The 25,200-nt window shown below is 64.7% G+C and carries 23 protein-coding genes, 1 pseudogene and 2 riboswitches; of the genes and pseudogenes, 15 read left to right on the top strand and 9 right to left on the bottom strand.

Translation table 11 applies throughout. The features are described from left to right. The first annotated feature begins 53 nt into the window (after positions 1 to 53). From AC5RUQ_RS19935 to groL, 3 genes are all read left to right on the top strand, one after another. A complete protein-coding gene (locus AC5RUQ_RS19935; protein WP_493949002.1) occupies positions 54 to 260 on the top strand; it encodes a cold-shock protein in 207 nt (68 codons plus the stop codon). 5 nt (positions 261 to 265) lie between these two features. Continuing rightward, on the top strand, positions 266 to 1,537 hold the full coding sequence (locus AC5RUQ_RS19940; RefSeq protein WP_493949079.1) for an ABC transporter substrate-binding protein: 1,272 nt from the start codon (positions 266 to 268) through the stop codon (positions 1,535 to 1,537). A 282-nt stretch (positions 1,538 to 1,819) separates the two neighbouring features. Then, a complete protein-coding gene (gene groL / locus AC5RUQ_RS19945; RefSeq protein ID WP_163165685.1) occupies positions 1,820 to 3,448 on the top strand; it encodes a chaperonin GroEL in 1,629 nt (542 codons plus the stop codon). A gap of 99 nt (positions 3,449 to 3,547) precedes the next feature. On the opposite strand, the gene AC5RUQ_RS19950 is transcribed toward groL, so the two are convergent. Continuing rightward, positions 3,548 to 4,858 carry an ABC transporter substrate-binding protein gene (locus AC5RUQ_RS19950; RefSeq protein WP_493949003.1) on the bottom strand — a complete coding sequence of 437 codons (1,311 nt, stop codon included), beginning with the start codon at positions 4,856 to 4,858 and terminating at the stop codon, positions 3,548 to 3,550. Positions 4,859 to 5,130: 272 nt separating this feature from the next. Here AC5RUQ_RS19950 and AC5RUQ_RS19955 point away from each other — a divergent pair, with 272 nt between their 5' ends. Further along, positions 5,131 to 6,252, top strand: coding sequence for an RNase H family protein (locus AC5RUQ_RS19955; RefSeq protein ID WP_493949004.1), 1,122 nt, complete (start codon positions 5,131 to 5,133; stop codon positions 6,250 to 6,252). A 19-nt stretch (positions 6,253 to 6,271) separates the two neighbouring features. Here the strand turns inward: AC5RUQ_RS19955 and AC5RUQ_RS19960 are convergent, their stop codons facing one another. The 7 genes from AC5RUQ_RS19960 to AC5RUQ_RS19990 form a co-directional block, all read right to left on the bottom strand. Continuing rightward, positions 6,272 to 6,559: a WXG100 family type VII secretion target gene (locus AC5RUQ_RS19960; RefSeq protein ID WP_493949005.1), complete on the bottom strand. Its 288-nt coding sequence runs from the start codon at positions 6,557 to 6,559 to the stop codon at positions 6,272 to 6,274. Between the two features lie 107 nt (positions 6,560 to 6,666). Continuing rightward, positions 6,667 to 8,205 carry a sensor histidine kinase gene (locus AC5RUQ_RS19965; RefSeq protein WP_493949006.1) on the bottom strand — a complete coding sequence of 513 codons (1,539 nt, stop codon included), beginning with the start codon at positions 8,203 to 8,205 and terminating at the stop codon, positions 6,667 to 6,669. A 2-nt stretch (positions 8,206 to 8,207) separates the two neighbouring features. Beyond that, positions 8,208 to 8,918, bottom strand: coding sequence for a response regulator transcription factor (locus tag AC5RUQ_RS19970; protein WP_163165678.1), 711 nt, complete (start codon positions 8,916 to 8,918; stop codon positions 8,208 to 8,210). 67 nt (positions 8,919 to 8,985) lie between these two features. Next, the gene (locus AC5RUQ_RS19975) at positions 8,986 to 9,486 is read right to left on the bottom strand and encodes a DUF427 domain-containing protein (protein WP_493949007.1); all 501 of its coding nucleotides are present in this window, start codon (positions 9,484 to 9,486) and stop codon (positions 8,986 to 8,988) included. A 113-nt stretch (positions 9,487 to 9,599) separates the two neighbouring features. Continuing rightward, a complete protein-coding gene (locus AC5RUQ_RS19980; protein WP_493949008.1) occupies positions 9,600 to 11,246 on the bottom strand; it encodes a DNA repair helicase XPB in 1,647 nt (548 codons plus the stop codon). 13 nt (positions 11,247 to 11,259) lie between these two features. After that, positions 11,260 to 13,746 (bottom strand): helicase-associated domain-containing protein, encoded by a 2,487-nt coding sequence (locus tag AC5RUQ_RS19985; RefSeq protein ID WP_493949009.1) that lies wholly within the window; start codon positions 13,744 to 13,746, stop codon positions 11,260 to 11,262. A 10-nt stretch (positions 13,747 to 13,756) separates the two neighbouring features. After that, positions 13,757 to 13,990, bottom strand: a complete 234-nt coding sequence (locus tag AC5RUQ_RS19990; RefSeq protein WP_493949010.1) for a hypothetical protein — start codon at positions 13,988 to 13,990, stop codon at positions 13,757 to 13,759. Between the two features lie 218 nt (positions 13,991 to 14,208). Between AC5RUQ_RS19990 and AC5RUQ_RS19995 the strand changes: the two genes are divergently transcribed. Next, entirely contained in the window at positions 14,209 to 14,592 is a 384-nt protein-coding gene (locus AC5RUQ_RS19995) for a cold-shock protein (RefSeq protein ID WP_013599963.1), read from the top strand. Between the two features lie 117 nt (positions 14,593 to 14,709). Next, a pseudogene (locus AC5RUQ_RS20000) lies at positions 14,710 to 15,306 on the top strand (DUF3027 domain-containing protein); the annotation flags it as partial. A 315-nt stretch (positions 15,307 to 15,621) separates the two neighbouring features. Here AC5RUQ_RS20000 and serC read toward each other — a convergent pair. Continuing rightward, positions 15,622 to 16,752: a phosphoserine transaminase gene (serC, locus tag AC5RUQ_RS20005; protein ID WP_493949011.1), complete on the bottom strand. Its 1,131-nt coding sequence runs from the start codon at positions 16,750 to 16,752 to the stop codon at positions 15,622 to 15,624. A 278-nt stretch (positions 16,753 to 17,030) separates the two neighbouring features. Here serC and AC5RUQ_RS20010 point away from each other — a divergent pair, with 278 nt between their 5' ends. The 9 genes from AC5RUQ_RS20010 (at position 17,031) to fdhD (ending at position 25,063) form a co-directional block, all read left to right on the top strand. Continuing rightward, entirely contained in the window at positions 17,031 to 17,726 is a 696-nt protein-coding gene (locus AC5RUQ_RS20010) for an iron-dependent transcriptional repressor DtxR (protein ID WP_493949012.1), read from the top strand. A gap of 146 nt (positions 17,727 to 17,872) precedes the next feature. Next, a riboswitch (cyclic di-AMP (ydaO/yuaA leader) is annotated at positions 17,873 to 18,084 on the top strand. 10 nt (positions 18,085 to 18,094) lie between these two features. Next, positions 18,095 to 18,916, top strand: coding sequence for a M23 family metallopeptidase (locus tag AC5RUQ_RS20015; RefSeq protein ID WP_493949080.1), 822 nt, complete (start codon positions 18,095 to 18,097; stop codon positions 18,914 to 18,916). A 128-nt stretch (positions 18,917 to 19,044) separates the two neighbouring features. Then, a riboswitch (cyclic di-AMP (ydaO/yuaA leader) is annotated at positions 19,045 to 19,227 on the top strand. A 70-nt stretch (positions 19,228 to 19,297) separates the two neighbouring features. Continuing rightward, entirely contained in the window at positions 19,298 to 19,981 is a 684-nt protein-coding gene (locus AC5RUQ_RS20020) for a C40 family peptidase (protein ID WP_493949013.1), read from the top strand. Between the two features lie 166 nt (positions 19,982 to 20,147). After that, a complete protein-coding gene (locus AC5RUQ_RS20025; RefSeq protein ID WP_493949014.1) occupies positions 20,148 to 20,921 on the top strand; it encodes an NlpC/P60 family protein in 774 nt (257 codons plus the stop codon). Between the two features lie 293 nt (positions 20,922 to 21,214). After that, positions 21,215 to 21,715 (top strand): HNH endonuclease, encoded by a 501-nt coding sequence (locus AC5RUQ_RS20030; RefSeq protein ID WP_493949015.1) that lies wholly within the window; start codon positions 21,215 to 21,217, stop codon positions 21,713 to 21,715. Positions 21,716 to 21,761: 46 nt separating this feature from the next. Continuing rightward, positions 21,762 to 22,406, top strand: coding sequence for a molybdenum cofactor guanylyltransferase (gene mobA, locus AC5RUQ_RS20035; protein WP_493949016.1), 645 nt, complete (start codon positions 21,762 to 21,764; stop codon positions 22,404 to 22,406). 15 nt (positions 22,407 to 22,421) lie between these two features. Further along, positions 22,422 to 22,715: a DUF6457 domain-containing protein gene (locus tag AC5RUQ_RS20040; protein ID WP_205484411.1), complete on the top strand. Its 294-nt coding sequence runs from the start codon at positions 22,422 to 22,424 to the stop codon at positions 22,713 to 22,715. Continuing rightward, on the top strand, positions 22,712 to 24,091 hold the full coding sequence (locus AC5RUQ_RS20045; protein WP_493949017.1) for a molybdopterin molybdotransferase MoeA: 1,380 nt from the start codon (positions 22,712 to 22,714) through the stop codon (positions 24,089 to 24,091). The genes AC5RUQ_RS20040 and AC5RUQ_RS20045 overlap by 4 nt, the downstream gene beginning before the upstream one ends. Positions 24,092 to 24,175: 84 nt before the next feature. Then, on the top strand, positions 24,176 to 25,063 hold the full coding sequence (gene fdhD / locus AC5RUQ_RS20050) for a formate dehydrogenase accessory sulfurtransferase FdhD (protein ID WP_493949018.1): 888 nt from the start codon (positions 24,176 to 24,178) through the stop codon (positions 25,061 to 25,063). Positions 25,064 to 25,200: the final 137 nt, after the last annotated feature.

Below are 25,200 nucleotides of genomic sequence, written 5' to 3' on the forward strand. Positions count from 1 at the left end.
GGCAGGCACACAGCGGCCGGGGGCGTCCGGAAATAACGGAAAGAGTGGTCAGCATGGCACTGGGAACCGTCAAGTGGTTCAACGCTGAAAAAGGCTACGGCTTCATCACCGTTGACGGCTCGGGCGATGACATTTTTGTCCATTGGTCCGCCATCCAGGGTGAAGGTTACCGGGCCCTCGACGAGGGCCAGCGCGTGGAGCTCGAAGTTGGCGAAGGCGAGAAGGGCCCGCAGGCGGAAAGCGTCCGGCCAGCCGGGTGAACGATCTGATCCTTCGTCCTGGAAACCTCCGCCGGACGGTCGTCACGGCTGCCGCCTGCTCCACTCTGCTGCTGACCGCCTGTTCCGGCGTCACCGGCAACGCGCGGGTGGAAGCCGCAGAGGCTTCTGGCGACGGTACCCTGCGCGTAGGCCTGATCCTGGACAACACAGGGCAAAACGGCTTCCTCAACGCCCCGCAACTGGCCGCCGCCAAGCTCGCCGTGCAGGAGATCAACGCCGCCGGCGGACACAAAGGCAGGCCGGTGGAGCTCCTGCCCACCGACGCGGGGCAGGATGTGGCATTACAGGCCCAGGCGCTGGTTGCCGCGAAAGCGGACGTCGTCATCGGCCCCACCGATTCCAGCCATGCCGCAGCGGCCATCGACGTCCTCTCCCGCGCCCGGACTCCGCTTATTTCACCCGCCAACACGGCCGCCGGGCTGAGCAACATCAGTAGCGGCGGCTATTACTTCCGGACCGCATCGGCCGATGTCGCACAAGGCCCGGTACTGGTCAAGATGGCCAAGGACGCCGGTGCCACCTCAGTGGCCGTGATGTACCAGGAAGGCTCCTACGGCAAGGACCTTTCCGCCGCCGTCGCAGCTTCTGCCAAGCAGGCTGGTGTGGAAGTGCTGGCAACTGCCGCCTTCACGCAGGGCGTTGCCGGCAGCGCAGCCGACGCTGCCGGCAACGCCGACGCGGGCGCCGTCATTGTCATCGCCCGTGATGGGGCGCAGGGTGCGCTGGCAGAACTGGCAAATTCACGTGTTGACGGGAAGCTGCTCATCCTCAGTGACGGTGCCTTCGGCCGGTACGGGTCAGGGGTGGCAGCCGGCTACTTGGAGGGCGCCCGGGCGGTGGTTCCCGGCCAGCTTCCTGATGCCGACTTCCAGGCAAGGCTCCTGACGGTGGACCCGGGCCTCGAGGACGTGTCCTTCGCCGCCGAAGCCTATGACGCCGTGACCGTTGCCGCCTTGGCTGCCGTGAGGGCACAGGACGACGCCGGCCGGTCTATCGCCGCCAACCTGATTGCCGTTTCGGGAGGAACAGCGGAAGGATCATCGGGCGGAGCTGCTGCGGAGGCGTGCCAGTCCTACAAAGACTGCCTGGCACGTCTGAAGTCCGGGCCGGATGCCAATTACGACGGCGAGTCCGGGCCGATTGCCTTCGACGCCAACGGGGACGTCACGGCAGCCACCTTCACCGTCTTCACCTACGGGGCCGACAACAACCCCGTAATAAGCGGCCACGAGACGGCGGGGCGGGCTTCGAACTGATCGCAGCCGCCGCTGCCGGGAGGCACTGTTTTCCGTCCCTTTCGCTTGCACTCTCACGTGGGGAGTGCTAATTATTGAGTTAGCACTCTGACGTACCGACTGCTAAAGCAATGCTGGTTCCGGCCTGCGGCGCGCGGCACCGGTCGAGGAGCGAAGAAACACCTAACTGGAGTGAGATCCGCACCCGGAGGCATACAGAGGCCAACGGCAAAGGATCGTCCGTCGCGGGCACTGCAGCGAAGGTTCATTCTTAACGACTGTCCCGAAAGGACTATTGCCGTTATGGCCAAGATCATTGCATTTGATGAAGAGGCACGCCGCGGCCTTGAGCGGGGCCTGAACATCCTCGCCGACGCCGTTAAGGTCACCCTCGGCCCGCGTGGACGCAACGTCGTCCTCGAGAAGAAGTGGGGCGCCCCCACGATCACCAACGATGGTGTTTCCATCGCCAAGGAGATCGAGCTGGACGATCCCTACGAGAAGATCGGCGCCGAGCTGGTCAAGGAAGTTGCCAAGAAGACGGACGACGTCGCTGGCGACGGCACCACCACGGCTACCGTGCTGGCACAGGCACTGGTGAAGGAAGGCCTGCGCAACGTTGCGGCCGGCGCCGACCCGCTGTCCCTCAAGCGCGGCATCGAGAAGGCAGTTGAGGCCGTCACGGCCGAACTGCTGAACTCCGCTAAGGAAATCGAAACCAAGGAAGAGATCGCCGCTACGGCGTCCATCTCCGCCGGCGACGAGGAAATCGGCGCCCTCATTGCAGAAGCCCTGGACAAGGTGGGCAAGGAAGGCGTTATCACGGTCGAGGAGTCCAACACCTTCGGCCTGGAGCTTGAGCTCACCGAAGGCATGCGCTTCGACAAGGGCTACATCTCCGCCTACTTCGTCACCGACACGGAGCGCCAGGAAACGGTCCTCGAAGATCCGTACATCCTGATCGTCAACTCCAAGATCTCCAACGTCAAGGAACTGGTTGCTGTCCTTGAAAAGGTCATGCAGTCCAACAAGCCGCTGCTGATCATCGCCGAGGACATCGAGGGTGAGGCACTTGCCACCCTGATCGTCAACAAGATCCGCGGCACCTTCAAGTCGGTCGCCGTCAAGGCTCCGGGCTTCGGTGACCGCCGCAAGGCGCAGCTTGCCGACATCGCCGTCCTCACCGGTGGCCAGGTCATCGCCGAGGAAGTTGGCCTCAAGCTGGAAAACGCCGGCCTGGAACTCCTGGGCAAGGCACGCAAGGTTGTTGTCACCAAGGACGAAACCACCATCGTCGAGGGTGCAGGCGACGCCGACCAGATCGCAGGCCGCGTATCCCAGATCCGCGCCGAGATCGAGAACTCCGATTCGGACTACGACCGCGAGAAGCTGCAGGAGCGCCTGGCCAAGCTGGCCGGCGGCGTGGCAGTCATCAAGGCCGGTGCCGCAACCGAGGTTGAACTCAAGGAGCGCAAGCACCGCATCGAAGACGCAGTGCGCAACGCAAAGGCTGCTGTTGAGGAAGGCATCGTCGCCGGTGGCGGCGTGGCCCTGATCCAGGCCGGTGCCAAGGCATTCGCCAACCTGCAGCTGTCCGGCGACGAGGCAACCGGTGCGAACATCGTCCGCGTTGCCATCGATGCACCGCTGAAGCAGATTGCCTTCAACGCCGGCCTTGAGCCGGGCGTTGTGGTGGACAAGGTCCGCGGCCTGCCCGCCGGCCACGGCCTGAACGCAGCAACCGGCGAATACGTCGACCTGCTGGCCGCCGGCGTGAACGACCCCGTCAAGGTAACCCGCTCTGCCCTGCAGAACGCGGCCTCCATTGCCGGCCTGTTCCTCACCACCGAGGCAGTTGTGGCCGACAAGCCGGAGAAGAATGCTGCTCCGGTTGGCGGCGGCGATGACATGGGCGGCATGGGCGGCTTCTAGCCTTCCCGCCGGGCCAGTCCCGCACGCACCACACGCAACAGCGGCCCCCTCGCTTGAGGGGGCCGCTGTTGCATTTGTCGGGGTTCTGCAGGACAGGAACTACTTCCTGGCGCCGGCCAGCATTCCTTCAACTTCCTTCTTGAATGCTTCGGCAGCCGCCTGCGGCGTCAGGCGGTCATAGAGGACCTCGTCGGTGTACCGCTTGATCACGTTCTGCACGCTGCCTGCGCCTACCGGGGGAACGGGCGGCGCTTCCTTCATGTCAGGGGCGATGTCCTTCAGGAAGCCCACCACAGTGGTGTCGGCAGGCTTCAGGGAGGCCGTAATGCTGTCGACAATCTCCGGGTTGGTGGGCACGCCCCGGTCGGTCATAAGAATGGCGCCGGCATCCGGGCTGTTGGCCAGGTAGTTGATGAAGGTGGCCGTGGCTTCGGGATGCTTGGTCCGTGAAGAAGCGGACCAGAACATGGTTGGCTTGTAGTACATGCCGTTACTTTCCGCGGAGCCGTCCTTGCTGGGCGCCCGGAGCATCTTGATGCTGCTGCCAGTGGTGGCTTCGAGGGAGCCGAGCTGGTTTGTCCACCACCACGCCATGCCCACCCTGTTAGTGCCGAAGAGGCTCTCCTCAAGGCCGGCACCGGAGTCCTCCGTGGCCACCGTCGCCGGCGGGCTCGCCTTGGAATCGCGCTGTTCCTTCAGGCGCTCCCAGAAGGAGGCGGCCGTTTTAATGTCGAAGTCCAGCTTGCCGTCCTCGGAGTAAAGGTTGTCCCCATGCTGGCGGAGCCAGATGATCAGGTCCGCCTCATTGCTGCCGTAGGCCGCGCCGTAGTTCTTGCCCTCTCCTGCAGCGCTGATCTTGGACGCGGTCTCGATGAATTCGTCCCAGGTCCACTTGGTGTCATCGGGCAAGGGCACGTTGGCGGCCTCAAAGACCTTCGTGTTCGCCATAATGACATAAGCGTTCTGGCCCGTGCTCAGCCCATACTGGGCATCGTCGTACTGGCCCGAGGCCAACGCCTCCTTGTCCAGCTTGGAGGTATCGATTCCCTTCTGCTTGGACAGGTCCAGCAGGGCTCCGCGGCCGCCGTACTCGGCAATGTATTTCTGGTCCATCTGGATGACATCAGGGGCATCGTTGGCGGCCGTTTTGGTAGCCAGCTTGTCCCAGTAGCTGGCCCACTCGCCGGGTTCGGACTCGATTTTGATATTCGGGTGCTCTGCCTCGAAAGCGTCGATGACCTTTTCGGTTTGCGCATTGAGATACTCGTTGCCCCACCAGGCAAATCGCAGGGTCACTTCCTCGTTGCTGCTGGGGCTGGTGGACGCACCACAGCCGGTTGCGAGGAGGGAGAGCGCAAGTGCTGCCGCGCCGAGCTGGAATTTCCTCCGGCTAACGGTTGGAATCGTCATTGATGTGCCTTCCTTGGTCTGCTGAACTTGCTTCCCCAAGGTCTCCCCGTCACGCGTCGTCGCTGACAGGCTTCAGATGAGAAAGCGTTTTCTCGTATAACGTCCGATTGTGCCGGTGCTTTGAACCCTGCGTCAAGAGGTTTCGGTACACGCTTTCCTTCGACGGTCTTCTATGCCTTTCCTGCCGACGTCCGTTCGCTATGCTGAAGCCGCTCTGAGGGTTCGGAGGAGCCCGCATCCGCATTGTCACCGACTTCTGGCAGGATGGACCGGTGACAATTACTGCAGCGGCCGACGGTTCGGCTTTGGGAAACCCCGGCCCGGCTGGCTGGGCCTGGTACGTGAATGACGATTGCTGGCGGGCCGGCGGTTGGCCGCATGGCACCAACAACCAGGGCGAGCTGATGGCTGTCCTGGATCTGCTGCGGGCCACCGCGCACCTTCGCCACGAGGACCTGCACATCCTCTGCGACAGCCAGTACGTCATCAACTCGATCACCAAGTGGATGCCTGGATGGAAACGCAAAGGCTGGCGGAAGGCGGACGGCAAACCGGTGCTGAACGTCGATCTGCTGAAAGAGCTGGATCGGGAGCTCGCGGGACGGAAGTACAGGTTCGAATGGGTCAAGGGGCACGCCGGGCATGACCTGAACGAAGCCGCCGATGAGCGGGCGCGGGCCGCTGCGACCGCCTATCAGCAGGGGGTGGCGGCCAGATCGGGACCAGGGTTTCCCGGCGCCCACCCTGCGCCTGCTTCCGTTACGCATGCAGCCGGCAGAGCCCCTGCCGCCGGTGAACCCCCGGAAGCCGCCTCCGGCGAACCTGACCTCTTCAGCCAGCAGGACATCACCCAACCGGGGACCACCCAAGCGGGGACCATCCAACCGGAGAGCACCCGGCGGAGAGTTGCCCGGCAAGATGCCACCCAAAAGGAACCTGCCCCAGAGAAGTCGGCCGCAGGCGAAGCCGCCCAGTTGGACTTTACCCAGTTGGACTTCACCCAGCTGGACGGCGCTTTTGACCTCGCGGGGGCGGCAGGCCAGGCGGAAGCAGCCCCGCCCGAAGCGCTTGTGGAAGAGCTGGAGCGCGAACTGCTCGGACCCCTGGTGCGCGGCGACATCGGCAGGACAGCTGTCCTGCTGCACCCGGACTTTCTGGAAATCGGCAGCTCGGGCAGGGTCTGGACGCGGGACGCCATGATGATGGCGCTCGAAGAAGACCCGGGCGAGCGGACCGACATCGAGATCCTCGGCGCGGACCGTATCGGCACCAGCGTCGTCCTGCTGACGTACCGGAGCTACGCTCGCTCCGGCACGACTCTCAGGAGCTCACTGTGGGTGCTGGACGGCGACCGCTGGCGCCTGCGGTTCCATCAAGGCACCCCGGAAGCCTAGGACCGCAAACAGGGCGAGATCAGCTGAACCTCTGCGTGTTCCCCTGCTCCGCCTGCGCGTACGTGGCCGCAGCCGAAACGAGGGCCATGTTGATTGAGGCCAGAGATGCCTCCACCCTTCCTTGGGTAATGGTCCACTCCGTGATGAGTGCCTGGAAGTTGGTGGCAGCGGAGCCCCGCCAAGAGCCCTGAAGCTCGTCAAGCCCGCGCTTCATGGCCTGGACATCGGCGCTGATCCGGTCCACGGTTGCCTGGACGTTGGCGGACTTGAGCTGGAGGAGTTCGGTGTCGACGGAAATGATGCTCATGGCAGGGCCTTTCGCTGGAACGGGCAGCTTCTGCTCCCGCACCCGGGCTGTCCGGGCTACTGCCCCGAGCCTAGGAAAGCGGAGGCGCTGCTGCCATTACCGGGAACCTATATGTGGATAACCCTGCCGTCGCTGCCCCGGGCGTCACTGCCGGCGGGCCTGGGAAACGAACCCAGGCTTTCTGCTTCCTCGCCGTCCGCTGCGTCCTTCTCCGGTGCGTCATCGCGGTGCGGGAGCGTGGCCACCAGAGTTGCGCCCCCGCCGTCGGTATTTTCCACCCGGACGGAACCGCCGTGGGAGCCCACGATCGCGGCGACAATGGCCAGTCCCAGCCCGCTGCCTCCCGTCTCCCTTGTTCGGGAGGTATCTGCCCGGTAGAAGCGCTCGAAAACCTTGGAAGCGTCCTCCTCCGAGATCCCGGGCCCGTGGTCGCGGACTTCGATGACTGACCTGAGCTGCCCGCCCTCTGTGGCACGGACGCCCACAGCCAGCTCGATGGGGCTGTCCTCGGGGGTATAGCGCAGTGCATTGCCTACGAGGTTGCCCACCACCTGGCGAAGCTTGGCTTCGTCGCCCAGCACGGGCGCGGGGGCTGCCGGGCCGCCGTCGAGCCCGGTGAGCGATATCACCCGTGAGCGGGCGCTGGCCTGGGTGTCCACCACCGCGTCGTGCGCTATCAGCTGGAGGTCCACGGGCTTTTGCTGCAACGGCCGTTGCTCATCCAGACGGGCCAGCAGCAGCAGGTCCTCCACCATGGAGCCCATGCGCTTGGCTTCGCTCTCGATCCTGCCCATGGCAGTGGCCACGTCCTCGTCCGTGGCCAGCGCGCCGTGCCGGTACAGCTCGGAGAAACCGCGGATGGTCACCAGCGGGGTCCGCAGTTCATGGGATGCATCGGCTGCGAACCGGCGCATCCTCGCCTCAGACGCCGTGCGTGCGGAAAAGGCCGTTTCGATGTGGGCGAGCATCGCATTCAGGGAGCTGCTGAGCCGGCCCAGTTCGGTACCGGGATTTTCCACGTCCACGCGGCGGGAAAGGTCACCGGCAGCAATGGCGGCGGCGGTTTTTTCCACCCGTGCCAGCGGCCGGAAGGAGCGCGAGACAGTCCAGCTTGCAATCATGGACGCCAGCAGGAGCGTCAGCAGGCCCACTCCGGTAACCACCAGGCTGGCATGTTTAAGCACATCATCCACGCTTTGGAGCGGCAGCCCGATGACCACCACTGCTTCGGATTCCTCCGTCTGCACAGGGACCGCTACTACTCGCCAGTTCTGGCCGTCATCGCCGCGGACCTGGTAGGGAACCGCGCCGCGGTCCCGGGCCTGCTCCACGGTGATGGCAGGGATGTCCGGGCCGCCGTCGTCAGGGTCGCCGCCGAACGGATAGGGCTTTTGTCCCGGAACAAAGAGAATCAGCGAATAATCGGTGGGGACCATGGGGTTGCGTGCCTGCAGCGGCGTAAAAGACTGCTGCTCCTTCGCGAGATCCACCGCTGCGTACAGCTTGTCGTCCACCTGGGCCTGCAGGTAGCTGCGGAGCAAGGCAAGCGTGCCTGCACCGGTGACTGTCAGGGCAACAATGAGCAGCGCCATGATCATGGCCACCAGTTGCGTCCTGAGCGAGGACGACTTCCACCGCTGCAGCAAGGTCAGCGCTTTTCTGCCGTCCGGAGCACGTATCCCACGCCCCGCTTGGTCTGGATCAGGGCAGGAGCTGCAGGGTCAATGTCGACTTTCCGGCGCAGGTAGGAGATGTAAGACTCCACGATGGAGGCATCACCGTTGAAGTTGTACTCCCACACATGGTCCAGGATCTGTGACTTGGACAGCACCCGGTTGGGGTTGAGCATGAGGTAGCGGAGCAGCTTGAACTCCGTGGGGGACAGTTCGATGACGGTGCCGCCGCGCCGCACTTCGTGGGCGTCGTCGTCGAGCTCCAGGTCATCGACGCGGATCACGGCGTCGTCGTCGAGCAGGGGCTGCGTTCGGCGCAGAACGGCGCGGATTCGGGCAACTACTTCATCGAGGCTGAATGGTTTGGTCACGTAGTCGTCCCCGCCGACAGTGAGGCCTGTGACCTTGTCCTCTGTATCGTCCTTTGCTGTCAGGAACAGAACGGGGAAGTGCTTCCCTGAAGCCCTGAGGCGGCGGGTGACTGTGAACCCGTCCATATCAGGGAGCATAACGTCCAGGACGGCAAGGTCCGGTGCGTGCAGGTCGGCAGCGGCAAGGGCGTCGCGTCCGTTTGCTGCGGAGACGACGTCGAACCCGGCGAACCGCAGGGACGTCGAGAGCAACTCCCGGATGTTCGGTTCGTCATCCACTACCAGGAGCTTTGCCTCAGGGCCGTTCTTGTTCATGCTTCCATGATGCTCCCGAAATCTGGGAGTTGTCTGGATAGTTGTTGTGAGCAGGGCGCGCCTGTGCTTACCATCCGAGTGTTCCGGGTTCACCCTTGAAGGGGCCGACTACCCGCCTGGTGATCCAACCACCGTAGTAGCCGCCGGCCTGGGGGAGCACACGCTCCCCGTCGACCTCGCAGCAGTCCATCCTGCCGGGATAGACCGCAATGCGGCCCAAGAGCGCAGCGTAGGCGGCGACGGGTTCCGGGTAGAACCACGCTGCCCGCTCCGCGAGCTTCCCGCCGCCGCGGACATTCAGGTACCGCGCCGAGCCCTTGAACTCACAAAAGCTGCTTCCAGGTGCAGGCTCCAGTGCATCCGGGTGGAAGTCTGACCGGAGCAGGTAGTAGGCCGGAGGGTGGCTCGTCTCCAGAACGCGGAGCGAATCTGTGGTTTCCAGGATGAGTTCGCCGCCCAGGAAGATCCGGATCCGTTCCTGGCTCGGCTCCACGCGCGGTGGCCGCGGATAGTCCCACACTGACTCTTGGCCTGGCAGGGGAATGACAAGCCTTCTCTCGGGAAGCATGGCTCCAGTGTGCGCCTCACCACTCCAGTTCGCACTGGACGGGCGCCCAAATTCAGACTGCAGAAGCGCCCGGTTCCCACTTGACGGGCGCCCGGTTCCTGCGGGAGGTTCGGCTATTCGGCCGTTTCCACGTCCTTGGCGTCCATGATGCGGTAGGCGTAACCCTGCTCGGCAAGGAACCGCTGGCGCTTCGCGGCGAAGTCCTGGTCCAGGGTGTCCCGTGCCACGAGCGAGTAGAACCGCGCCGCCCGGCCGTCCTTCTTGGGCCGCAGCAGCCTTCCCAGCCGTTGTGCTTCTTCCTGCCGCGACCCGAAGGAACCGGAAACCTGGATCGCCACCGAGGCCTCGGGAAGGTCGATGGAAAAGTTGGCAACCTTCGAGACCACGAGCGTCTGGATCTCCCCGGCACGGAAGGCATCAAAAAGCCTCTGGCGTACCTTCACGGAGGTGTCGCCCTTGATGACCGGCGCCCCAAGGCGCTCGCCGAGGTCGTCCAGCTGGTCGATGTACTGGCCGATGACCAGCAGTTGCTCCCCGCTGTGCCGGGCCACGAGCTGCTCCACCACCTGCGTTTTGGACTCGGAGGTGGCACAAAGCCGATACTTGTCCGCATCGTCCGCCATCGCGTAGGCAACCCGCTCGTCCCGCGGCAGGTCCACCCGGACCTCCACGCAGTCGGCCGGGGCAATGTAGCCCTGGGACTCGATGTCCTTCCATGGCGCGTCGTAGCGCTTGGGTCCAATCAGGCTGAACACCTCGCCCTCCCGGCCGTCTTCCCGCACCAGGGTTGCTGTCAAGCCAAGGCGGCGCCTGGCCTGCAGGTCCGCGGTCATCCGGAAGATCGGCGCAGGCAGCAGATGGACTTCGTCGTAAATGATCAGGCCCCAGTCATGCCCATCCACCAGTTCAAGGTGCGGATACAGGCCACCGCGTTTGGTGGTGAGGACCTGGTAAGTGGCAATGGTTACCGGCCGTACTTCCTTCACAGCCCCCGAGTACTCGCCAATCTCGTCCTCGGTGAGGGACGTGCGCTTAAGCAACTCGTCCTTCCATTGCCGGGCAGCCACGGTGTTGGTTACCAGGATCAGTGTGGTGGTGGAGCCGGTGGCCATGGCTGCGGCACCCACCAGGGTTTTGCCCGCCCCGCAGGGCAGCACCACAACCCCGCTGCCTCCTGCCCAAAAGTTGTCACTGGCCATCTGCTGGTACGGCCGCAGTTTCCAGCCGTCCTCATTCAGCGCGATCAGGTGCGGGGTGCCGTCTACGTAGCCGGCCAGGTCCTCTGCCGGCCACCCAATCTTGAGCAGGAGCTGCTTAAGCTGTCCACGCTGGGAGGCGTGCACCACCACGGTTTCGCCGTCAATGCGTGGTCCCAGCAGCGGCTGGATCTTTTTGGAACGAATCACTTCCTCGAGGACCGGGTAATCGTCAGTCCGCATGACCAGTCCGTGCTGCGGGTCCTTTTCCAGGCGCAGCCGGCCGTACCTGGACATGGTTTCCTCGACGTCGATCAGCAGCGAATGCGGCACGGGGAACCGGGAATACTTCAGGAGGGTGTCGAGGACCTTCTCGGCGTCCAGGCCGGCCGCACGGGCATTCCACAGGCCCAAGGGAGTCAACCTGTAGCTGTGAACGTGTTCAGGGGCGCGTTCCAGCTCTGCGAACGGCGCGATGGCATGCCGGGCTTCGGTGGCGAGCTCATGATCAACCTCGAGCAGGATGGTCTTATCGCTCTGGACTATCAAGGGGCCGTCGTTCACGCGGGGGAGTCCTTCACTGGCGCAGTTCCTCTGCTGCCTCAATGTCAATGATGCGATGGATGGACAACACCCGTTCGGTGTCCTTCGCGGGGTCGAAGACCCGCACCCGTCCGCCGCTTACTGAAAGGGGAACAACAACTTCCAGGTTGGCATTCCCCAGGCCGTCCACTACGTTCATGCTGATGCGCTGCTTGAGCCGGATGGCCCGTTGCAGCGCCTCCAGGCCAAGCTGAGTCGCTGCTTCACCGGTGTGGTCTGCGTCCGCGCCGTGATGAGTCCCGACGGCGGCAGGACGGTGGCGCAGCACATCAAGTTGTGCTTGCACTTCCTCCGCCGGCGGGGCTGTCCGCGGGGCAGTGTAGATGGGGCGGGAGGGGCTGTGCGGTGCCGGAACGCGCCGGAGCCGGAGCACGGGCGGCTCCGAATCGTCAAACGACGGGGACAGGCCCAGGCTCCGGAGAACCTGCGCTGTTTCCCGCGGCGGCGCCGAAGAGATGAGGACCGTGGGCGCAATCCGTACCAGCCCCAGCCCCTCCGTCTTAGGCCCGGCCAACAGCTCCAGCAGTGCAGCCTCATCCTCGCTCTGGACGAAGCTGGCCGCTGCACCCACCCGCAGCCGGCCGTGCCGGGCAGCCGTATCCTCCACGAGGTACTGCAGCGGCTGGGGTACGGCAGTGGCCGAGTGCTCCTTCAGGAACTCCAGCACGGTGGAGGCGTCGTGGCCGGCATCCAGAGCACGCCGGATGGAGGCGGGCGAGAAACGGTAGATGGTGGCAGGCCCCTGGCCTTCGGCATCGGCCATCAGAAGCAGTTTCTCCGTCAGCGCCGGGGCGAGGTAGCCGGGCGCAACGGCGGTGAGGTCCGCCTGGAGCAGCACGTGGTTCAATTCGGCAGGCAGGTGCTCGCCCAGGATGGAGAGGGCGGCCTCGGGATCGTCGTCCGCGATGGCGCTTCCCAGTTGGCTCAAGGCCCCGGAGCCCAGCAGCCCGAGTATTTCGGCTTCGGCCAGGACTCCGCGGATCAGGGAGCTGAACCGCCGGGCCATCCGCGGCTGGGCCCATTCTGCACGCTGGAGTACCGCTGGTGCGTCCAGGACCGGCGCAGTTCCGTCCGGGGCTGCTGCTTCACGGGTGAGTTCGTTCAGGATCTCCAGGATCCGTTTGCGTACCACGGGGGCGTCGGGACGCTGCGCTTCGGCGGACAACGCGATGATGGTGCTCCCGGAAGCAGCCCGGTGCGCTGCCGCTCCCGGGGTTCCGGCGATCGGCTGCCCCACCATGGACGGCACGCGCTCGCTGGCCAGCCAGGCGTTGACGAGCCAAAGCCACTGTTCCTGCCTGGGCAGGATAAGCCACTCCAGCTCCGGTGGCTGGACCCAGGATGATGAGTCGACATCCAGGCGGATCAGCCCTGCAAGCCCGCAAAGCTCCAGGAGCAGCCCGGCCCGGGGCTGTTCGATCCGGAGCATCTCGGCCAGCCGTCTCATCTCGCGGACACCCACGCCGCCGCTGCGCAGTGTGGCCAGGGGCTGTTCGCGCACAGCCTGAAGTACTTCCCCCACCAGCCGCAGCGTCTCGCTAATGGCGCCCAAGGCAGCATTGCGCCGCAACGCGGCACTGGTCCGGCCAAGTTCCGGGACCGGGGGCGACAGCCTGAAGTCGTCGATGACGGCGCCGCCCCGCAGCGAGAGCCCTACGCTGTGGGGCAGCTCCACATGGGCGGCGTCCAGCGGCACCAGCAGGCCCCGCGCCAGGAGCCAATCGATGGGCCCGACGTCGGATCCCTCGGTGGTGATGGACGCCTTGCGTTGCGCCTGGGGAACGGCGCCCATGGCCCAGTTCCTGAACCGGGCGAGCAGGGCCGCCGTCCGTTCCGGAGCCGTGGCCAAAATGTCCTGCAGGGCATCCGGCGAGGACGTCCAGTGCTGCAGGGCCAGCGCCGCCTCCATGGGCGTTGTGGCCCCATGGATGGCCGCGCCGCTGCGGTGAAGTTCGGAAACGAGCTGGACCGCCCGCTGCGCGAAGGCCGGCTGGAGGCGCACCAGTTCCGTATAGCTGCGGCCAAGCCCTGCCGGATAGATTCCCACCACGTCCTTGAGGCTGCCAACGGGGAGGAAATAACGCTGCCTGTTGCCGGTGGCGGGTGACCCGTGCGGCGGTTCGGCACGGTGTACGAGGGCGAGTTCCTGCAGGGACGCCAGGATTCGTTCCACAGCGGCAACCGTGGAACCGGAAATCAGCTTGCGCAAGCCGGCGGCGGAGGCGCTGTGCTCCGTGTCCGTGTTGGTGCACAGGTGGAGGGTTTCCAGGACTTGCATCTGTGGCCGGTTGAGGCGCTCCAGGGCGCGCTGGACGCTGACGCGGCCGCTGGCCCGGGCAGCGAGGGCGGCGAAGTCGGGTACAGCGGGGGAGATAAGGTCCGGCCGCGCGTCGAACAGCGCCCGCAACGAGTCGTCGCTGCGGGCCTCCAGGTCCTTGCTGAGCGCGCGAATAAGGGACATCAGTCCAACGTTACCGCCCGCCCGGTTTTCCTGCCCGGCGGCGTCCGGCAACACTGTCCAAAACAAGGAACAGCATTAGGAGGAACGCCAGCGGCAGGCCGTACAGGGCGGTATAGGTGACCCAGGCAGGAGCAACCGAACCGGCGAAGGCGAAGGCCATCACGGCAGCCACCGCCACTAGCGAAAGCACGGCAATAATTGCGGCGAAGATCGTCAGGGGACGCCGGTAACGCGAGGGTGTCATGAACGTAACGCTAACAGCCCGGTCTGACAGTCCGGGCATGAGTGCAGGGTGGCGCTGCGGAGAGGTATCGAAAGCAGGATTACGGCACCGGGCAGGATAACCTTGAGGGATACAGACCAACGCGGTCTTTAGCCGTCATACCCTGGACCCGCACAACAATGTGGATGCGGTGACGGCTGGCCGCGTCTCAAGACGTCAGAACGAAGAAGGTTGATTACGTGCCTACCGGCAAGGTCAAGTGGTATGACAAGGAAAAAGGTTTCGGATTCCTCGCGGGCGAAGATGGCCAGGAAGTCTTCCTGCCCAAATCGTCGCTGCCTGAGGGTGTAACCGAGCTGAAGGCCGGCACCCGCGTCGAGTTTGGTGTGGCCGATGGCCGCAAGGGTGCCCAGGCCCTGGGCCTGCGGGTGCTGGACAAGACGCCGTCCATCGCCAAGGCCAAACGGCCCAGTGCCAAGGACCTTGCGCCGCTGGTCCAGGACCTGGTGACTGTTTTGGACAACCTGTCCGGAACCCTTTCCAAAGGCAAGTACCCGGAAGGCAATAAGGGCAAGGCCATCGCCGCCGCCCTGCGTAAGGTTGCCGACGAGCTGGACGTTTAGGCCCTGATGAACCGGGAAGCTGATCAGCAGGACCTGGAGTCACTCGATCCGGAGTCAACGCCCTTGGCGAAGGGGTTGGAGTCGCCGGATGAATCGATGGGCCCGGTGTCGTTGGAGATGGCGCAGCCGCAGGCAGGTGCCGCCGCCGGCGGGGCGGCCGGTGGTACCGCGGCCCCTGCCGGCCTTGAGCCTGCCGGCCTTGAGCCTGCCGGCCAGGCGCCTGGGGCGGCAAAAGCAGCCAAGCGCCGCGCCGGTGTGCCCGTCTGGCGGACGGGCAAGCCGGACGCTTTCCTAGCTGCTGCGGTGGACACGGCACGGACCGCCATTCAAGGCATCACCGCGGCATCGGACGTTGGGCAGCACCTGGCAGCCAAAAGCGAAGGCGACCGCCTGGTAACCCACCTCTTTGAATGCAGGCTGCCCGGCTATGCCGGGTGGCAGTGGTTCGCAGTACTGACCCGGAATTCGCGGTCCAAGGTGGTCACGGTCAACGAGCTTGGCCTCTTGCCGTCCGAGGAGTCCATCCTGGCGCCCGAATGGGTTCCGTGGGCGGAACGGGTCCGGCCTGAGGATGAGCAGGAACAGGAATCGGAGCGCGGCGAAGACCCGGTGCACGAGCCGGAAGCCGGCACGCCCGACGCCGGTGCAGAGCAGGCTGGTGTACGCGCAGACGAGGGCGATGTACCGGAAACTGTCGCCCTTGAGCCCGCTACCACTGAGCCCGCCATCGCCCTGCCTGCCGGCGGGGATGCTGACGGGGATGCTGGAGCCCTGGACAATGAAGCCGTGGACAATGAAGCCCTGGACGCTATAGCCCGGAATGACCAAGTTCGGGTTGATGAAGCCGCGCACGTGCGGGAACAACCCTCAGGCCACGACGCCGGGACGGATTAGGCGCGGAATAGCGCGCCCAGGCACGGAAAACTGAGTTAAGACGCGCAAACGGCGCCGATCGGGCAGAACCCGGGCGGCGCCGTCGTGCGTTGGGGCTGGAGCGTTACGTCAGCCGGATGACCTTCGCAGTTTCGGTCACTTCCGCAGTTCGCCCACCACGAAATCAATGCTGGCCAGCAGGGCGGAAACATCCGCCGGTTCGATGGCCACGAACGTTGCAATACGCAGCTGGTTGCGGCCGAGCTTGCGGTACGGCTCGGTATCCACGATCCCGTTGGCGCGCAGGACTTTGGCGACCGCTGCGGCATCCACGGACTCATCGAAGTCGATGGTTGCAATAACGTTTGAGCGCTCCTCCGGGTTCGTGACGAAGGGGGTCGCGAACTCCGAGGCCTCTGCCCAGCTGTAAATGCGGCCGGCAGAGTCTGCCGTGCGCGAAGAAGCGAAGTCAAGGCCGCCATTGGAGTTCAGCCACTGCACCTGGGCGTCCAGCGTTACCAGCGTGGACAGTGAGGGAGTGTTGTAGGTCTGGTTCAGGCGTGAGTTGTCGATGGCCGTCTGCAGGTCAAGGAAATCAGGTATCCAGCGGCCGCCTGCCTTGATCCGCCCTGCACGTTCGAGTGCAGCGGGGGAGAACAGTCCGAGCCAGAGGCCGCCGTCGGACGCAAAGTTCTTCTGCGGCGCAAAGTAGTAAACGTCACTTTCCGCTACGTCCACGTCCAGCCCGCCCGCGGCAGAGGTGGCGTCCACCAGTACCAGGGCTCCTTCGTCTGCGCCGGCAACACGCTGGACCGGGGCAGCAACGCCCGTGCTGGTCTCGTTTTGCGGCCACGCGTAGACGTCCACCCCGGCTTCCGCCTTGGCTGAAGGGTGCGTGCCCGGCTCAGACACGATGATTGACGAGGAGTCCAGGAAGGGCGCTTTGTTGGTGGCTGCGGCAAATTTGGAGCCGAACTCGCCGAAGGACAGGTGCTGGGCCTTGTTTTCAACGAGGCCGAAGCTGGCCACATCCCAGAAAGCCGTGGAGCCACCAACGCCCAGGACCACTTCGTAGCCCTCTGGGGCACGGAAGAACTGGCTGAGACCCTCGCGGACGGAGCCAACAAGGTTCTTGACCGGGGCCTGCCGGTGGGAGGTGCCAAGGATGTTCTTCGAGGCGGCGGACAGCGCATCAATCTGCTCCTGCCTGACCTTGGAAGGCCCGGCGCCGAACCGTCCGTCCTTGGGCAGGAGGTCGGCGGGAATAGTGATGCTGGTTTCGCTCACGGGTGCTCCAATTTCGGGCTGGACATGGCTTTGGTCCGGACGGGTGTTGGTGGCCGGCAGCCGGTGACGGCTGCAACCAGGGCCTCCCTTATTCTGCCTGAACGGCACAATAGGCGGGAACCGGAACCGTCATAGTCCAGCCAATGAGACGCCCCGCCCGCGCCCCGGTGAACTATTCGGACAAAGTCAAAATAGGCTAAGCTTTTCCACGGACTACGTCGCGGTGAAGGCGATACGGTGGGACAACGCTAGGTACTGTGCTCGAGGAGCTGAGCTGGATGACGGATCTGATCGATACTACGGAGATGTACCTTCGGACCATTCTGGAGCTCGAGGAAGAGAACATCGTTGCCCTTCGCGCCAGGATCGCCGAGCGGCTGCGCCACTCCGGGCCTACCGTCTCCCAAACCATCGGGCGCATGGAACGGGACGGCCTGGTGGTTGTCTCCGGCGACCGCCACCTGGAGCTCACCGAGACGGGCCGGAAGCGTGCCACCGAAGTAATGCGCAAGCACCGCCTGGCTGAACGTCTTCTCGCCGATGTGATCGGTTTGGACTGGGCCTACGTCCACGACGAAGCCTGCCGCTGGGAGCATGTTATGAGCGAGCGGGTGGAACGGCGCATCTATGAGCTGCTGAACCATCCCACTGAGTCCCCTTATGGGAACCCGATCCCCGGCCTTGCTGCCCTGGGCGGCGTGCCGACCCTGGGTTTTGCGGATGGCGCCATTAGCCTTTTGGAGGCGATGAAGTCGTACGGTCCTGCCTCGGTGGTGACCATCAGCCGGCTCGCCGAGCCCATCCAGGTAGAGCCTGAACTGCTCTCCCAGCTTGATGAAGGCGGTATCCGGCCGGGTGCGGCTGTGTCGCTGGAACGGGTGGGTGACTACATCTCGGTCCGGGTTCCGGGTATCGAAGGTGCCTTGGAGCTGCCTCCGGAAGTTGCCGCCCATGTGTTCGTGGCGATCCGCTGAAAGGCAAAGAGCGGACGCCATACTCCGTGTGAACTGCGTTACGCAAAGATAACGGAATTGTTACTTTCGGGCTTAAGCATCTATAGTTGAACCAAGCGTTGATATTAAAGCGTTACCTGATCTGGAGCCGAGCTCTGCCAGCGGATCAGGAGCACGAGTCGTAACTGGCAGAGGCGGGGGAACCACAAGCGGCAGCGGGGGACTGCCTTGGGGTGAAGTCCGTCAGCAGCAAGCCTCTTCCAGTGAAGGATTCCTCCGGGGATATCTCTGTGCCGAAGCTTGCTTACGGCGGACCGGGTCTTTGTACTCTCTGACCCGAATCCGACAGCTAACTTCGCAGGCTTTCCAGAGAGGAACCCTTCTTGACCATGCAGAATTCCAGGGGACGCCGCCGCGCGGCGGTCCCTGCTTCGACACCGCGTGTTGTCGAAGTCATCACCTCGGAACGCCCCCGCGATCCGCACCGTGATGCGCGCCGCCGTCGGGGTCCCTTCCGCCAAATTACTGAATTCGCCGCTGCCAGCGGCATCGGCCAAAAGGCCGGCATCGCCCTGGCCGCCACCGGACTGGTGCTCACCGTGACCGTGCCGGCCACCAGTCCCGTGATGGCCACGGATGCCTCGGGATCCACTCCTGTCGCCGCGTCCGCTGTTGTGCCCCAGCCGCAGGTTTCCGCGGAAGCAGGTGCCCAGATAGACTTCAGCCGCTCTGCTGTGGTTACCCAGGCAGACCCGGACGGCAAACTGAAGCAGCTGCTCAGTGCCCAGTCTGCCGGTGCCATCACCCGCGCCGCTTCCGCAGGAAGTCTTGGCGCCCCGCTCGCTGCTTTGACCACTGCGTCGCCGTTCGGCTACCGGGTCAGTCCGATCACCGGAGGCTCCGGCGACTTCCACCGCGGACAGGACTACGTAGCCCAGTGCGGCACCTCTGTTCTGGCCGCAGCCACTGGAACGGTCACCTTCGCCGGCTGGCACCAGTACGGCGGCGGCAACCGCGTCGTAGTGGATCACGGCAACGGCCTGGAAACCACTTACAACCACTTGTCGTCCTTCAGCGTCAAGGAAGGGCAGACGGTGTCCCGCGGGGACGTCGTGGCCCTCAGCGGGACCACGGGGGCTTCCACCGGGTGCCACCTCCACTTTGAGGTCCAGGTCAACGGCGAAGTTGTTGACCCGACCGGTTGGCTTTAGTCAAATGACGGTGAGCTATCACTTGGTGTTGACATGCCGTGACCTGAATGTGACATTCTTCCAAAACTGCTGTACCGTCTAACTCGCGTCAACTTTTCCGAAGTTGACGCTCTTGTGCGGATTGCCTAACTCTGCCACCGCTCAAGGTCCGTTCGCATTTCATCGTCTGGCAGGGGCGGGGGAACCAATTTTGGCCTTCAGCTTTTTGAAGGCCTTGGGGTTAAGTCGCAAAAGCTTCCCAGGAAGCCGCGCGGCCGGGTGACTCCCATCCGAATCCGACAGCTCACCTCGTAGGCATTGGGAGAGGCTACCTTCGTGTCTTCACGCCATAATTCTGCGCGCCACCGTGCGCAACCGGTTCGTACCAACCCCCTGGACTCCATGTCCAAGGCTGTTAGTGCCAATGCCGGGACAGTAGGTCGCCAGGCTGCAGTCATCGCAGCTGCCTCGGGCCTCATCCTGACCATGGGCCTGCCGGCCAATGCAGCGGACACCACCGCTGGTGTCTCCGCTTCCACGGAATCCGGATCGGCACAAAGTGCCCTCGCTGTCACGGCGGCGCCCACGGCTACCGTCTCCTTCGAGCGCCCCGTGGTCAAGACCACCCCGGCACCCGTTGTTGAGCGGGTAGTTGCGCAGTCCACGGACTCAGACGATGAGCAGGGAGTGACCACCGCTTCCACCGCGTCGGCCGACTCCGTTGCGGACAAGGCCGTGGAGACAATTGCCTCCGCGTCCACTTCCGGAATTGCGGGCCTCGCCTACACCGGCATCGGCCGTCCGTACGTTTGGGGCGGCACCACCCCCAACGGCTGGGACTGCTCAGGCTTCACCCAGTGGGTCTATGCCCAGGCCGGCATCAGCATCCCCCGCGTCAACGCGTGGACCGCAATGAAGCCCACCTCCACGCCGCAGCCGGGTGACCTGGTTATGCAGAACGGCGGCGCGCACGTCGGCATCTACGTCGGCAACGGCATGATGATCAGTGCCCTGAACCCCTCCCAGGGAACGCTGCTGCACTCGGTAGCTGCTACCGGCTCCTCAGCATTCTTCACTATGAACTAGTTCTTCGACCTCACGGTCCAAGGGCTTTTTCTTTGCCCAAACAGCTCTTCGCTAAATCACCACACATCCCCGTTCGGGACGTGCCGGCGTACCCCCAAGATGCCGGCGCGTCCAAACACCTTTGGCTGCCCACATGCGGCTTTGAAGGAAACGAAAGAGAGAACTGATGACTACTCGTGCAACCGCACGGCACCGCGCCGAGGCCACCAAGACCAACTCGCTCGCCATCATTGCCAAGGCTGTCGGCGACAACGCCGGCGGTGTAGGACGCCAGGCAGCCGTTATCGCAGCCGCTTCCGGCCTGGTCCTGACCAGCGGCCTCGCGGCGAACGCTGCTGACGCCAACGTCCAGCGTGACTCAGCTCCGGCCTCCACGCTGGAAGTCGAATCAACGGTTGAGGCTCCGATCTCCGCTGCGTCCACCATTGCCATCTCCTTCGAGAAGCCTGCTGTGACCACCACGCCGGCTCCCGTTGTGGAAGCTCCGGAGCCCGAGGTGGAGGTCCAGGAAGCCGCTCCGGCTCCTGCTCCGGCCGCAAGGACCGCCGCTGTTGCGAAGGTGACCGCTACAGCTCCGGCTGCAGCAGCCCCCGCCGCTCCTGCCTCGGCAAGCGGCAAGGGTGCAGCTATCCTGTCCGCAGCCTACGCCCAGCTTGGCGTTATGCAGGACTGCACCATGCTGGTGACCAACTCGCTGGCTGCCGTGGGCATCAACTTCCACGACTGGCCTGCAGGCTACCTCTCCTTGGGCCGCACCGTGAGCGCTGCTGAAGCCCAGCCGGGCGACCTGATTTACTACGCCGATGGTGGCTCCGGCATGGCCCACATAGCTGTCTACGCCGGTAACGGCCAGGCAGTGCACGGCGGCTACAACGGTAACCAGACCGTAGTCTTCAGCGCCAACGTTGGTTCCGGCCCGGTGTTCATCCGCGTTAGCTAATGCTCTCCGGCCTCGGATGCGCGTCTGATCCCTAAACAGGACCCCTGCCCTTGCGGCGGGGGTCTTGTCTGTTAACTCCCGGCATGGTGTTGACTCCCGGCAAGCTGCGAGCAGCGAACTGGGCAAGATGCGGGAGTTCACGAATTCCGGCCGGACACGGCACCGCGTGCTCCAGCAATTAGCTGATAGTGCACTTCTTTGTTTACTCTTGTGGTGTCGATCCATAGCCCGGACATGCCGAGGGCAGCCGGCCCTCGTGCCCCTGACGGGTGCGGCCGTGAAGAGGTACGTGCATGCGCACTCTCGTTCTGAATGCTGGATATGAACCGCTGGCGGTTATTACTTTCCGCCGGGCGCTGGTGCTTGTGCTCACGGGCAAGGCGAGCGTTGTGGCTGAAGGGGATGAGCCCGTAGTGGGCCCCCAGGAGATCCTGGGCCGCCCGTCCGTGATCCTCCTGAACCGCTACATCCGTCCCAGATATAACCAGTCCACCGCTGTCAGCCGCCGAGGGGTGCTTCGACGTGACGGGCACAAGTGTGCTTATTGCGGGAAAGCTGCGCACACCATCGATCATGTTCACCCAAAGTCTCGCGGGGGTGGGGACTCCTGGGAAAACCTGGTGGCTGCCTGCCTGAGGTGCAACAACCTCAAAGGCGACCACACCCCGGCCGAGATGGGCTGGAAGCTGCGGTTCGTTCCTGAGCCTCCACACGGCACCATGTGGCAGATCAAGGAACTCGAGAAGCCAACGCCCGCGTGGGATCCGTTCCTGCTGCCCGAGCGCGCTGCCTGACGCAGCGGATAGGTTGCCTCCGCCGTCCCAGGGCTAGGCTGGGGGAGTGGAACAAGACCGCTTGGACTTCGACGCCCTGATCCTGGCTGGCGGCCGGTCATCCAGGCTGGGCGGCGTACCCAAACAAGGGCTGGTCTTTCATGGTGACACCCTCCTGCAACGGTCCCTTGCTGCCGCGTCAGGGGCGATCCGCACAGTAGTGGTTGGTCCAGACCCCGGCGCGCTCCCCGCAGGGGTGCTCTCGTGCCGCGAGCAGCCGGAGTTTGCAGGGCCGGCTGCCGCGGTGGCTGCTGGTCTGGAGGCACTGGCCCAGGCCGGAAGCGAACGGCCTTACACATTGGTACTGGCATGCGACATGCCGAAGGTCTCGGCTGCGGTGGAGGCACTAACGGCAGCACTGGCAGGTGACCCGGGGGCCGATGCAATCATCGCGTGCGCCGAAGACGGCAGGGCCCAGCAGCTCGCCGGGTTTTACCGCACACTCGTGTTAAAAAGAGCCGCCCGGGAACTGGCCTCGCGAGGTGCCTTAAACAACAGCTCCATGCGGGCGCTCCTTGCTAGTCTTGACGTGCAGCTTGTTACCGTCCCGGCCGGTTCCACAGCCGATGTGGATACCTGGGATGATGCCGCCGCACTTGGAGTAAACGCCGGACGCCGGGACGAGGGCCAGGACCGGCGCGGCAGCAGTTAAATTGGGAGGCAGTTCGTGAAAAGCCAGGATGAAACGCTGGAGGAATGGTGCAGGTCCCTGCTCCAGGCGTATGAGCTTGAGGACGTCCAGGTGGACGTCAACGCCATCCTCGCCCTTGCGGGTGTAGCCGCCCACTCCGTTGTGCGGCCCGCGGCGCCACTCACCACCTTCATCGCCGGCTATGCCGCCGGCTTAGCCTCAGCGTCCGGACGCAGCACCGATGCCGCGTCCATGGAAGGGGCTTTGGATGTGGCACGTTCCCTGGCCGCGGACTACGATGCTGAAGCCGCCGGGACTCCCGGCGAATGACTGAGGAACCCGGGGAAGAACGGAGTCCAACCGACCTGCCGGAAGCGCCGGAGCACCTGGACCATACGTGGGAAGAAGCCCGGCAGGCAGCTTTTGACGCAGCCACCCCGATCCCTGCCGGGCCGGTTCCCCTGAACCTGGCCCTCGGCCGTACGTTGGACCAGGACATTGTGGCGTTGCAGGACATGCCCCACTACGCGTCCTCGGCCATGGACGGCTGGGCGGTTAACGGGACCGGGCCATGGATCCTTGCCGAACCAGGCACCCGGCTGGCCCCGCATCAGGCCAGTCCGATCGTCACCGGCGGGCTCATTCCTCCCGGCGCCAAAGCGGTGCTGCGCAGTGAGAGCGCGGTGCTTGGCAAGGACGATGACGGCTTGCCTGTCTTGATGACCGGAGGAAGCGCGAGGCCTGGCGAACCGCGGAACGGCCAGCACATCCGGAAAGCCGGCGAGGAAGCGCTTGCCGGGGACATCCTGGTCAAGGCAGGAGCGGAACTCAACCCTGCCCATCTCGCAGTGGCTGCCCTTGCCGGCTACGACGAGTTGCAGGTCCAGGGAAAACCCCTGGTCCGGCTCCTGCTGACCGGTGGCGAGGTGATAGGCCAGGGTGTTCCAGATCCCGGCCAAGTGCGGGATACGTTCGGTCCACAATTACCGGCCGTGGTGGGAATGCTGGGAGGAATAGCGGGGGGACAGCAGCGGATCGGGGACTCCTACGAGGAGTGGCTCGCGGCCCTGGAAGACGTGGTGCCCGAGGCGCCGGGCGCTCCGGACCTGCCGGCCGACGTCGTTATCACCACTGGCGGGACGGGCCGCTCAGGCACGGACCACCTGCGTCGGGCGGTGGCGGAACTGGGCGGGCGCCTCGTTATCGACGGGATCGCAATGCGGCCAGGCCACCCCGCCGTCCTGGCGGAACTGCCGGACGGCCGCTTCGTACTCGGCCTCCCAGGGAACCCCCTCGCCGCAATGATGGCGCTGTGCACTGTGGGGGCCCCGTTGCTCGCCGCGCTCGGTCACGGCCGGCTGCCCGAAATCCACGAAGTGCCCTGCGGAAGCGCCATCGAACCCGATCCGGGGCGCACCCGGCTGATGCCGTTCCGGCTCCTCTATGGCATGGCGTCTCCGGCACAGCACACCGGCCCGGGCATGATGCGCGGGTTGGCGTCGGCCGCCGGCGTGATGGTGGTGCCGCCGCATGGGGTCCAGTTCGGCGAGCCGGTGCCGGCGTTTGCGCTGCCCTGGGGACCACCCATCCCAGTGGTTTCGGAGAGTGCCGGCAAAGCCAGGCCGAGGAACGCGGCGCGGCCAGGCAGGACAGCCGGCAAAGCGGCGTCCGGCGGCCCCGTGGACTGGAGCGCGCTTCTTGGCTGACCACACTCCGTGGCCAGCCCGTACTCTGCTGGTATCCGGGTACGGCAGTTGTCATGATGGACCTATGAAAAGGCAGGTGTGGCCATGGGCCGCGTGACCCAGCGCCGCAAGGTGCACAAGTATGTGCTTGACGGTTCTCCGAAGGCACTGGAGTTTCCGGTAAGGCACCGTGAAGATGTCCTCGCTGTGGAGGAGCCGCTGGAGATCCGGTTGGGCCAGCTCTCCTTCTCTGTCACCATGCGGACGCCAGGGGACGACTTTGACCTGGTGGCCGGGTTCCTGGTGTCGGAGGGCATCATTTGGACCTCAGAGCAGCTCGTGTCACTGCGTTTCTGCGCCGGCGAGGATGAAAACGGCGTCCAGACGTTCAACGTGGTTGAGGTCCAATTGCGGCCCGATGTCACAGTTCCGTCCATTGGCCGCCATATCTATACCTCGAGCTCCTGCGGCATTTGCGGGACCGATTCGGTGGAGTCTGTCCAGAAGTCCTCGCACTACAGCCCCGCCGCGGATCCGCTGACCATCGACGCGGAGCTCCTCGCATCCCTGCCGGGCCTGCTGCGGAAGTCCCAGCGCCTTTTCGAGGATACGGGCGGAGTGCACGCGGCCGGGCTGTTCAGGATCCAGGACGACGGCGGCGTGGAGCTTTTGTGCCTCCGCGAGGACGTAGGGCGCCATAACGCCGTGGACAAGGTTGTGGGCTGGGCCTTGCGTGAAGGACTGCTCCCGCTGCGCGGCACGGTCCTCCAGGTATCAGGGCGCGCCTCCTTCGAGCTTGTACAGAAAGCAGCCCTGGCGGGAATCCCCGTGCTGGCTGCCGTCAGCGCTCCCTCCAGCCTTGCTGTTGAACTGGCAGAGGCCAGCGGCTTGACCCTCGCCGGGTTCAGCCGGGGAACCAGCCTCAACATCTACGCGGGGGACCACCGTATTGTCAGGCCTGTCGCCCAGGCTCCCGCCGGCGCGCGGAGCTGACCACCCGTTTAGCCGCAAGCCCCACTTTTTTCGGAAACCGCTTTTCCAGGGATGTCATCCGCCGCGAATGGCGAGTAAGCTACCAGCGGGTAGTTTTATCCACCGAATGGACACCATGGTCCACGTTTCCAGCGCTG

This window comes from Arthrobacter sp. MDT2-3, assembly GCF_059090465.1.